We start from the raw sequence: 9,844 nt of genomic DNA on the forward strand, positions 1-9,844 counted from the left end.
GGGCGCCGCCCCGGCGCGGCGTCACCAGCATTCCGCGCCCGGCGCCGGGACGGGCCCCGCCGCCGGCGCCGTCGCGTGGCGGCTCTCCCTGGAGTACGACGCCCCGCACGACTTCGCCGCCCTCTGGGAGACGTTCCTCGACACCGTCGACCCGGCGGCCGTCCGGGCACTGGTGATCGGTTCCTGGTGGCAGCGGGACTACGAACCCGTCAAGGAGGCCGTCGGCCTCCTCGCCGACGCCGCCGAACGCCTGCCCGCCCTGGAGGCGCTCTTCCTCGGCGACGTCACGTTCGACGAGTGCGAGATCTCCTGGCTGGAGATGTGCGACGTCACCCCGCTGCTGACGGCGTTCCCCGCCCTCCGCGAGTTCACCGTGCGCGGCGGCACCGGCCTGGCGTTCAAGCCGGTGCGCCACGACCGGCTCCGGTCCCTGCGCTTCGAGGCCGGCGGCCTGCCCGCCGAGGTCGTCCGCGCCGTGGCCGCCTGCGAACTGCCCGCGCTGGAGCGCCTGGTGCTCTGGCTCGGCGTGGACGAGTACGGCGGCGACGCGACCCTCGACGACCTCGCGCCCTTCCTCGACGGCACGCGGCTGCCGGCGCTGCGCCACCTCGGCCTGGCCAACAGCGAGTTCCAGGACGAGATCGCCGCGGCCGTCGCGCACGCACCCGTCGTGGCCCGGCTCGAATCGCTCGACCTGTCGATGGGCGTGCTCACCGACGAGGGCGCCGCGGCCCTGCTGGAGGGCCAGCCACTCACCCACCTCCGCGCCCTCGACCTGCACCACCACTACCTCACCGACGAGATGCAGCAGCGCCTGCGCCAGGCCCTCCCCAGCGTCGAGATCGACCTCGGCGATGCCGAGGACGCCGACGAGGACCCCGACGAGCGCTACGTCGCGGTGGCCGAGTAGCGGGCGGGTGACGGCACGATGACGACGCGGCTGACCGTCCTCGGCAATCCGGGCCACCGGCGGGTGACACTGTTCGCCGCCGCGGCCCGGGCCGCCGGCCTGCCCGAGCCCGCCGTCCTGCCCTGGCTGGACGTGCTGCGCGGCGGGTACCGGCTGCCCGAGGGCGCTCTGCTGCGGATCGAATCGCCCGGCGAGGAGCCGGCGGTGGACGAACTGCTGCGCGGCCCGGCACTCGGCCCGTCCTACGCGCCCACCCGCGTGGAGGGCACGGCCGCCTGGTACGCGGGCGTGATGTCCGCGCTGCGCGCCCTGGCGGCCCGACCCGGCGTGCGGCTGCTCGGCGATCCCGAGGAGATCGCCGTCATGTTCGACAAACGCCGGGCGCACGCGGCGCTGGCCGCCGCCGGGGTGCCGGTGCCCCGCGCGCTCGACACCACCGGCCTGACGGGCTGGGGCGAGCTGCGCGAGCGCGTGCGCGGGGCCGGCCTGCACCGGGTCTTCGTCAAGCCCGCGCACGGCTCCTCCGCCTCGGGGGTGGTGGCGCTGGAGTTCGGCCCGCGCGGCCAGGTGCAGGCCACCACGTCCGTCGAGCCGGCCGGCGGCGAGCTGCACAACTCGCTGCGGGTGCGGCGCTACCGCGGCGAGGCCGAGGTGGCCGCGATCGTCGACCGGCTCGCACCGGACGGGCTGCACGTCGAACAGTGGGTCCCGAAGGCGGCGCAGTCCGGCCGCTCGGCGGACCTGCGGGTCGTCGTGGTCGCCGGCCGGGCCACCCACGCCGTGGTGCGCACCAGCGCCCAGCCGATGACCAACCTGCACCTCGGCGGCGCCCGGGGCAGCCTCGACCTCGCCCGCGAGGCCGCCGGGCCCGCCTGGCCGGCCCTCCTGGAGACGGCCGAGCGCGCCGCCGCCTGCTTCCCCCGCTCGCCGATGGTCGGCGTCGACGTCCTGCCCGTCACGGGCTGGCGGCGCGCCGTGGTCGGCGAGGTCAACGCCTTCGGCGACCTCCTGCCGGACCTCACCGGCCTGCCCGGCGGCCCCGCCGAGGGCCTCGACACCTACGCCGCCCAGCTGGCCGCCCTGACCGCCCCCCTGACCGCCGCCCACCCCGGAACGACAGAACGATGAATCACCAGACGCCCGGCACGCACACACACCCGGACCCCGACATGAACGCCGTCGTGGGCACCCACGACCTCCTGCTCGTCACGCTCGACACCCTCCGCTTCGACGTCGCCGAGGAACTCGCCGCCGCCGGCCGCATCCCGCACCTCGCCGCGCACCTGCCCGGCGGCCGCTGGGAGCGCCGCCACGCGCCCGGCAGCTTCACGTACGCCTCCCACCAGGCGATCCTGGCCGGCTTCCTGCCCACCCCGGCCGCGCCCGGCGGCCCGCACCCGCGCCTGTTCGCGGCCCGCTTCGCCGGCTCGGAGAGCACCGCCCCGCGCACCTGGGTCTTCGACGCCCCCGACCTGCCGACCGCGCTCGGCGCGGCCGGCTACCGGACGGTGTGCATCGGCGGTGTCGGCTTCTTCAACAAGCAGGGCCCGCTCGGCTCGGTGCTCCCCGGCCTGTTCCAGGAGAGCCACTGGACTCCGGAGATGGGCGTGCCCTCGCCGACGTCGTTCGAGGCGCAGGTCGCCCGGGCCGAGCAGGTCGTCGCCGAACAGCCCGCCGGACAGCCGCTGTTCCTGTTCCTGAACGTCTCCGCGCTGCACCAGCCGAACTGGTTCCACCTGCCCGGCGCCACCCGCGAGCACGGCGACTCGCGCGCCAGCCACGCCGCCGCGCTGGAGTACGTGGACGCCCACATCGGCCGCCTGCTCGCGGCGATGAGCGCCCGCCGCCCGTGCTTCACGATCGTCTGCTCCGACCACGGCACCGCGTACGGCGAGGACGGCTACACCGGCCACCGGATCGGCCACGAGGTGGTCTGGACGGTCCCGTACGCCCACTTCACGATCCCGCGCCGCTCCGCGGTCCCCCGCGACGCCACGATCCCCCACCACACCGCGGTCCCCCGCACGAGCACCACCGAGGAGCCCGCGGCATGACGACGGCACCCCCACGCACCGAATCGCCCTACCAGTCGTACGTCTACGCCTACCCGCACAAGACGGCGTACCGTCCGCTGCCCGAGCGCCCGGCGCTGGCCGGGCTGTGGGCGGGCGAGGCGCAGCACGCGCTCTCGCTCTACCTGCACATCCCGTTCTGCGAGGTGCGCTGCGGCTTCTGCAACCTGTTCACCCGGATCGGCAGCCCGGAGGGCCTGACCACCGCGTACCTGGACGCGCTGGAGCGCCAGGCCGACGCCGTCCGCGGGGCACTGGACGCCGACGCCCGGTTCGCGGTGGCCGCGTTCGGCGGCGGGACGCCCACGTACCTGACGGCGGGCGAGCTGGAGCGGCTGTGCGACATCGCCGAGCGGCACATGGGCGCCGACCTGCGGGCGATACCCCTGTCCGTGGAGGCCTCCCCCGCCACCGCGACGGCCGACCGGCTGGAGGTCCTGGCCGCCCGGGGCACCACCCGGCTGAGCCTGGGCGTGCAGTCCTTCGTCGACGCCGAGGCCCGCTCGGCGGTCCGCCCGCAGAAGCGCGCCGAGGTCGAGGCGGCCCTCGGCCGGATCCGCGCGGCCGGTTTCCCGGTGCTCAACATCGACCTCATCTACGGCATCGACGGCCAGACCGAGGCCAGTTGGCTGCACTCGCTGGACGCCGCGCTCGCCTGGCAGCCCGAGGAGCTGTACCTCTACCCGCTGTACGTCCGCCCGCTCACCGGACTGGCCCGGCGCGGCGAGCAGGAGAGCCTCTCCGCCTGGGACGCCCGCCGGCTCGCGCTCTACCGCACCGGCCGGGACCACCTCCTCGCGCACGGCTACGAGCAGGTGTCGATGCGGATGTTCCGCCGCGCCGCGTCCCCGCAGGCGGGCGTGAGCGAGTACGCGTGCCAGACCGACGGCATGGTCGGCCTGGGCTGCGGGGCGCGCTCGTACACGTCGCGGCTGCACTACTCCTTCGACTACGCGGTCAACGCGACCGAGGTGCGCGGCATCATCGACGACTACGTCGCCACGGCGGACTTCCACCGGGCCGAGGTCGGACACGCCATGACCGGCGACGAGCCGCGCCGCCGCCACCTCGTCCAGTCGCTGCTCCAGGCTCAGGGCATGCCGCTGGCCGACTACCGGGCCCGGTTCGGCGGCACGCCCGCCGAGGACTTCCCCGCCGAGCTGGCCGAGTTCGCCGAGCGCGGCTGGCTGGCCGGGGACGATGCGCGCCTGGTGCTCACGCCGGAGGGACTGGCGCACTCGGACGCCGCAGGGCCGATGCTGTTCTCGCCCGGGGTCCGGGCGCTGATGGCGGGCTACGAGGCGAAATGACGTTCCTCGGCATGCCGTCCCCGCCTGCCACCGAACCTCCCGCCGACGACTCCGCGGGCGACTCGGCGAACGCCGCCACCACCGGCGCCCCGCGGGACCTCACCCTCCTCTACCGCGGCCCGCTCGCCTCCTGCGATTACGACTGCCCGTACTGCCCGTTCGCCAAGCGGCGCGACACGCCCGAGCAGCTGCGCGCCGACCGCGCCGCGCTGGAGCGCTTCACCGCCTGGGCCGCCGGGCGGGCGGGCACCGGCGACACGCTGTCGCTGCTGTTCACCCCGTGGGGCGAGGGCCTCGTGCGGTCGTGGTACCGCCGCGCGCTGGCCGAGCTGAGCCGGCTCCCGCACGTCCGCCGCGTCGCGATCCAGACCAACCTCAGCTGCCGCACCGACTGGCTCGCCGAGGCCGACCTCGACAGCCTCGCCCTGTGGGTCACCTACCACCCCGGCCAGGTCACCCACGACCGCTTCCTCGCCAAGTGCCGCGAGCTGGACGCACTGGGCGCGCGCTACAGCGTCGGCGTGGTCGGCCAACCCGAGCACCTCGCCGAGGCGCGGCGCCTGCGCGCCGCGCTCGCCCCGCACGTCTACCTCTGGATCAACGCCGCCGAGGGCCGCACGTACACCGACGCCGAGGCCGCGCAATGGGCCGCCCTCGACCCGCACTTCGGCTACAGCCGGCACGCGCACCCGAGCGCCGGGCTCCCCTGCCGCACGGGCGAGTCCGTGCTCTCGGTGGACGGCGACGGCACGGTACGCCGCTGCCACTTCGTCCGGGACGTCCTCGGGAACCTCTACGACGGCAGCTACCGCGCCCGACTCCGCCCCCGCGCCTGCCCGTTGCCGGTCTGCGACTGCCACATCGGCTACGTCCACCTGGAGACGCTGCCGTTGTACGAGCTGTTCGGCGCGGGTGTCCTGGAACGGGTGCCGACGGAGTGGCCACCGGCAGCGTGAAGCGTCGCCGGAGCGCGTGCGCGCCCACGCTGCGCGACGTCCCGGCGACACCCCGCGCACACCCCGCGCACACCCGGCAGCGGCGCTCCGCCCGCCGCGCGGCCACGCCCGCACCTCCCTAGCCTGGTAATCAGGAGGAGGCGAACCACCATGCTTGGAGACGGACCGCTGCAGGCAGTCATCCCCGCCAGCGACCTCGGCCGCGCCAAGGCCTTCTACACGGACGTGCTCGGCCTCAAGCTCACCAGGGAGGACGAGGAGCAGCTCACGTGCGATTGTGGCGGCACCGAGTTCACGATCTACCACACCCCCAGCGGCGGCCAGTCCGCCCACACGCTCGCCAGCTTCAAGGTCGGCGACCTCGACGGCGAGATGGCCGCCCTGCGCGAGCGCGGCATCACGTTCGAGGAGTACGACTTCCCCGGCCTGAAGACCGTCGACGGCGTCGCCGAGCGCGACGACATGCGCGCCGCCTGGTTCAAGGACAGCGAGGGCAACATCCTCTGCGTCGCCCAGCGCACCGACACCTGATCACCACCCCGCGATTCACCCCCACGAATCACCCCCACGAATCACCCCCGCGAACCCCTGGAACCGACACGACCGCCGGACTGCCGTCCCCGGAAGCGGATCGCGCTCCCGCGGACGGCGGTTCGGTAGGGTCGGGCCATGAGCGAGCAGATCGTCCCGCCCTTCGGCAGGTTCCCCGTCGTCCGCGCGGCGCTGGACGTCCACGACGAACTCGCCGAGCCCGTCGCGGACGCGCTGAAGAACTGGGACGCCCACGAAGACGGCCAGGAGGCGGCGCGCTCGGTGCTGTACGTGGACACCGACCCCGACAAGGCGGACACCGCCGTCTTCTGCGAGACCTACGGGACACCGCTCGAATACTCGGCGAACTGCGTGGTGGTCGCCGCCAAGCGCGGCGGTGAGGTCACGCTGGCCGCCGCCGTCGTCCTCGCGACCACCCGGCTCGACGTCAACCAGGTGGTGCGGAGGCACTTGGGGGCGCGCAAGGCGTCGTTCGCGCCGATGGACACCGCCGTCGCCGAGACGGGCATGGAGTACGGCGGCATCACCCCCGTCGGACTGCCCGCCCACTGGCCCCTGCTGATCGACGCTGCCGTGGCCAAGGCCCCGCACGTGCTCATCGGCAGCGGCCGACGCCGGGGCAAGCTGATCCTGCCGGGCCCCGTCCTGGCCCGCCTCCCGCACGCCGAGGTGCTCCCCGGCCTCGCGACCTGAGCCCGCCCGCACGGGACGGAGCACCCTCCGCACGCCGATAGGCTGCCAACGTACTGCCGGACACCGGCAGGGGCCCGACACGGGGCTTCGGTCGGACGACGAAGGCGGAAGGCACGATGGAAGACCGCGGCGACAAGGTGCTGCGCGTGCTGGCGCGGCTGCGCCTGACCACCGTCTACGTCCTGCTGCTGACCGCGACCGCCGCCTGGCTCGCGAGCCAGAGCCACGCCGGCCGGGCCCGCTTCGTCCGGCACAACAGCAGCAACGTCCACCACATGGAGGTCGGCAAGTGGTGGACCCTCTTCACCAGCGGCCTCGTGGTCGACGGCGTCCCCGCCTGGGCCGGGATCGCCGCCGTCGCCGCCGTGCTCGGCCTCGCCGAGTGGCGGTGGGGCGCGCTCCGGGCGGGCGCCGTCTTCGCCTTCGGGCACCTCGGCGCCACGCTGCTCACCGAGGGCGCGATGTGGGTCATGATCACCACCGGCATCCCGGGCGCGCTCTCCCGCGCCCGTGACGTCGGGATCAGCTACGGCCTCGTCGCCACCGGCTCCTGTCTGCTCGCCCTCGGCCCCAAACCCCTGCGCCGGTACGGCCTTCCGGCGCTCGCCGTCGCCCTCGCCGCGGCCTGGGCCGTGGACCAGGAACTCGCCGACGCGGGCCACCTCATCGCCCTCGCCCTCGGCGTGCTGGCCTCCCGCCGGCCCTGGCTGCGCAAGCGCGCCGTCCGGGCACCCGCCGGAGCCGCCCCCAGGCGCCTCCACCGCGCGGCCGCCGGGTAGTCGACGGGCACCCGCGGTTCACCTCCCGCCGCAGCTCGGCCGCTATCATGCGCGGACGTTCGATTGGCTGCACCGCCCCGCCGGATGACAGCCGCTCAGCACAGTGGAGGGGACCGGATGTTCAACACCGACGGCACCAGTGGGACGGACGTCCCGACCGATCTCCGGACGGACCGCCCGCACCCGGCGCGGATCTACGACTACTGGCTCGGCGGCAAGGACAACTTCCCCTCGGACCGGGCCGCGGCCGAGCACGCCATCGCCGCCGCGCCCGACATCCCGCAGGCGGCCCGCGAGAACCGCGCCTTCCTGCGCCGCGCCGTGCGGCTCTGCGTCGAGGCCGGCGTCCGGCAGTTCATCGACATCGGCTCCGGCCTGCCCGCCCGCGGCAACGTCCACGAGGTCGCCCAGGAACTCGCCCCGGACGCGCGCGTCGTGTACATCGACAACGACCCCATCGTCCTCGCCCACGGCCGGGCCCTGCTCGCGGACAACCGCAGCACCACCGTCCTGACCGGCGACCTCCGGGACATCGAGGAACTGCTGGACCGCTCCGAACTGCGCTCCCTGATCGACCTGTCGCAGCCCGTCGCCGTGCTCATGCTCGCCGTCCTGCACTTCGTCGACGACGCCCAGGCCGCGTCCGCCGTCCGGGCTGTGCGCGAGAGAGTCGCCCCGGGCAGCCACCTGCTGGTGTCGCACAGCACCGCCGAGGGCAACCCGCAGCGGGCCGAGGAGGTCGGCAAGACCTGGCAGAACGCGACGTCCCAGATCAACGGGCGCGGCCGGGCCAAGGTCGAGGCCTTCTTCGACGGCTGGGAGTTGCTGGAGCCCGGCGTCGACTTCGTCCCGCTCTGGCGCCCGGACGGCTCCACCGCGAACACCACCCGCTGGATGTACGCGGGCGTCGGCCGCAAGTCCTGACCCCGGCGACCACCACCGCGGCCCCGCCCGACGGCACCGGTCCGCCGGGCGGACCCGGCCGCCACTTTCGTATTGTCTTGCGCTACTCTGCAAACCTATGCCAGGGTGACGGTGTCGGACACCAGTGCCGAAACGTCCCACACGTCGCTAGTTCGAAGGCCCGCGCGCCGCGGGTCCAGGGGTGCACGCATGTCGAAGGTCTTGAGCAAGCTGCCGGTCGGTGAACGGATCGGCATCGCATTCTCCGGTGGGTTGGACACCTCCGTCGCGGTCGCGTGGATGCGCGAGCACGGCGCCGTCCCCTACGCGTACACGGCGGACATCGGCCAGTACGACGAGCCGAACCTCTCCGACGTGCCCGCGCGCGGCCGCGCCTACGGCGCCGAGCAGGCCCGCCTCGTGGACTGCCGGGCCGCGCTGGTCGAGGAGGGCCTGGCCGCGCTCGCGTGCGGCGCCTTCCACATCCGCTCCGCCGGGCAGACGTACTTCAACACCACCCCGCTCGGCCGCGCCGTGACGGGCACCCTGCTGGTCCGCGCCATGCAGGAGGACGAGGTCTCGATCTGGGGCGACGGCTCCACCTACAAGGGCAACGACATCGAGCGGTTCTACCGCTACGGCCTGCTCGCCAACCCCAGCCTGCGGATCTACAAGCCGTGGCTGGACCAGCGGTTCGTCTCCGAGCTGGGCGGCCGCAAGGAGATGTCCGAGTGGCTCGCCGAGCGCGACCTGCCCTACCGCGACTCCGCCGAGAAGGCCTACTCCACCGACGCCAACATCTGGGGCGCCACCCACGAGGCCAAGCGCCTGGAGTACCTGGACGCCTCGATCGAGATCGTCGCCCCGATCATGGGCGTGCCGTTCTGGGACCAGTCCGTCGACATCCCGGCCGAGGACGTCACCGTCGAGTTCGAGTTCGGCCGCCCGGTGCGGATCAACGGGCGGGTGTTCGCCGACGACGTCGAGCTGGTGCACGAGGCCAACCGCATCGGCGGCCGGCACGGTCTCGGCATGTCCGACCAGATCGAGAACCGCATCATCGAGGCCAAGAGCCGCGGCATCTACGAGGCGCCCGGCATGGCCCTGCTGCACACCGCCTACGAGCGGCTGCTCAACGCCATCCACAACGAGGACACCCTCGCCACCTACCACACCCAGGGCCGCCGCCTCGGCCGGCTGCTGTACGAGGGCCGCTGGTTCGACCCGCAGGCGCTCATGCTGCGCGACAGCCTGCAGAAGTGGGTCGGCCAGGCCGTCACCGGCAGCGTGACCCTGCGCCTGCGCCGCGGCCAGGACTACTCGGTGCTCGACACCCAGGGCCCGAACTTCAGCTACCACCCCGAGAAGCTGTCGATGGAGCGCAGCGTGGACGCCGCGTTCGTCCCGGACGACCGCATCGGCCAGCTGACCATGCGCAACCTCGACATCGCCGACTCGCGCAGCAAGCTGGAGCAGTACGCCACGCACGGTCAGCTCGCCCCCTGGAGCGGCCTGATCGGCGAGCTCGCCCCGGGCGGCGCGGCGCCGATCGCGGCGGCCAGCCAGGACGCCGGGGCGGTCGCGGCCGAGGCCACCGCGCTCGACCAGGCGGCCATCGAGTCCGGCAACGACTGATCCCCGCACTCCCCCCGCCCGAGGGCCGTGGCAC

General features: G+C 74.1%; 10 protein-coding genes. All 10 read left to right on the top strand.

Annotated elements, in window-relative coordinates; translation table 11 throughout:
* Window positions 1-910, top strand: a 910-nt coding sequence (locus ACFV4F_RS40065; protein ID WP_380510372.1) for an STM4015 family protein, incomplete at its 5' end; no start/stop codon positions are given.
* Between the two features lie 18 nt (window positions 911-928).
* Window positions 929-2,038 (top strand): STM4014 family protein, encoded by a 1,110-nt coding sequence (locus ACFV4F_RS40070; RefSeq protein WP_380510375.1) that lies wholly within the window; start codon window positions 929-931, stop codon window positions 2,036-2,038.
* A 41-nt stretch (window positions 2,039-2,079) separates the two neighbouring features.
* On the top strand, window positions 2,080-2,964 hold the full coding sequence (locus tag ACFV4F_RS40075) for an STM4013/SEN3800 family hydrolase (protein WP_380510378.1): 885 nt from the start codon (window positions 2,080-2,082) through the stop codon (window positions 2,962-2,964).
* Window positions 2,961-4,292 (top strand): STM4012 family radical SAM protein, encoded by a 1,332-nt coding sequence (locus ACFV4F_RS40080; protein ID WP_380510381.1) that lies wholly within the window; start codon window positions 2,961-2,963, stop codon window positions 4,290-4,292. Before ACFV4F_RS40075 ends, ACFV4F_RS40080 begins: the two co-directional genes overlap by 4 nt.
* An 11-nt stretch (window positions 4,293-4,303) precedes the next feature.
* Window positions 4,304-5,248 carry an STM4011 family radical SAM protein gene (locus tag ACFV4F_RS40085; protein ID WP_380510384.1) on the top strand — a complete coding sequence of 315 codons (945 nt, stop codon included), beginning with the start codon at window positions 4,304-4,306 and terminating at the stop codon, window positions 5,246-5,248.
* A 150-nt stretch (window positions 5,249-5,398) separates the two neighbouring features.
* Window positions 5,399-5,779 (top strand): VOC family protein, encoded by a 381-nt coding sequence (locus ACFV4F_RS40090; protein WP_380495467.1) that lies wholly within the window; start codon window positions 5,399-5,401, stop codon window positions 5,777-5,779.
* 138 nt (window positions 5,780-5,917) lie between these two features.
* Entirely contained in the window at window positions 5,918-6,493 is a 576-nt protein-coding gene (locus tag ACFV4F_RS40095; RefSeq protein WP_380510388.1) for a YbaK/EbsC family protein, read from the top strand.
* 116 nt (window positions 6,494-6,609) lie between these two features.
* Complete coding sequence (locus ACFV4F_RS40100) at window positions 6,610-7,272, top strand: rhomboid-like protein (protein WP_380447481.1); 663 nt, start codon at window positions 6,610-6,612, stop codon at window positions 7,270-7,272.
* 117 nt (window positions 7,273-7,389) lie between these two features.
* The gene (locus tag ACFV4F_RS40105) at window positions 7,390-8,196 is read left to right on the top strand and encodes an SAM-dependent methyltransferase (protein WP_380510391.1); all 807 of its coding nucleotides are present in this window, start codon (window positions 7,390-7,392) and stop codon (window positions 8,194-8,196) included.
* A gap of 189 nt (window positions 8,197-8,385) precedes the next feature.
* Complete coding sequence (gene argG / locus ACFV4F_RS40110; protein WP_380447485.1) at window positions 8,386-9,810, top strand: argininosuccinate synthase; 1,425 nt, start codon at window positions 8,386-8,388, stop codon at window positions 9,808-9,810.
* Window positions 9,811-9,844 lie beyond the last annotated feature (34 nt).

The organism is Kitasatospora sp. NPDC059722 (assembly GCF_042733235.1).
Classification (GTDB): domain Bacteria; phylum Actinomycetota; class Actinomycetes; order Streptomycetales; family Streptomycetaceae; genus Kitasatospora.

What these genes read in the sequence shown, in the direction of transcription:
- ACFV4F_RS40070 (WP_380510375.1), top strand. Translation starts at nt 929, where the DNA reads ATGACGACGCGGCTGACCGTCCTCGGCAATCCGGGCCACCGGCGGGTG.
- ACFV4F_RS40075 (WP_380510378.1), top strand. Translation starts at nt 2,080, where the DNA reads ATGAACGCCGTCGTGGGCACCCACGACCTCCTGCTCGTCACGCTCGAC.
- ACFV4F_RS40080 (WP_380510381.1), top strand. Translation starts at nt 2,961, where the DNA reads ATGACGACGGCACCCCCACGCACCGAATCGCCCTACCAGTCGTACGTC.
- ACFV4F_RS40085 (WP_380510384.1), top strand. Translation starts at nt 4,304, where the DNA reads ATGCCGTCCCCGCCTGCCACCGAACCTCCCGCCGACGACTCCGCGGGC.
- ACFV4F_RS40090 (WP_380495467.1), top strand. Translation starts at nt 5,399, where the DNA reads ATGCTTGGAGACGGACCGCTGCAGGCAGTCATCCCCGCCAGCGACCTC.
- ACFV4F_RS40095 (WP_380510388.1), top strand. Translation starts at nt 5,918, where the DNA reads ATGAGCGAGCAGATCGTCCCGCCCTTCGGCAGGTTCCCCGTCGTCCGC.
- ACFV4F_RS40100 (WP_380447481.1), top strand. Translation starts at nt 6,610, where the DNA reads ATGGAAGACCGCGGCGACAAGGTGCTGCGCGTGCTGGCGCGGCTGCGC.
- ACFV4F_RS40105 (WP_380510391.1), top strand. Translation starts at nt 7,390, where the DNA reads ATGTTCAACACCGACGGCACCAGTGGGACGGACGTCCCGACCGATCTC.
- argG (WP_380447485.1), top strand. Translation starts at nt 8,386, where the DNA reads ATGTCGAAGGTCTTGAGCAAGCTGCCGGTCGGTGAACGGATCGGCATC.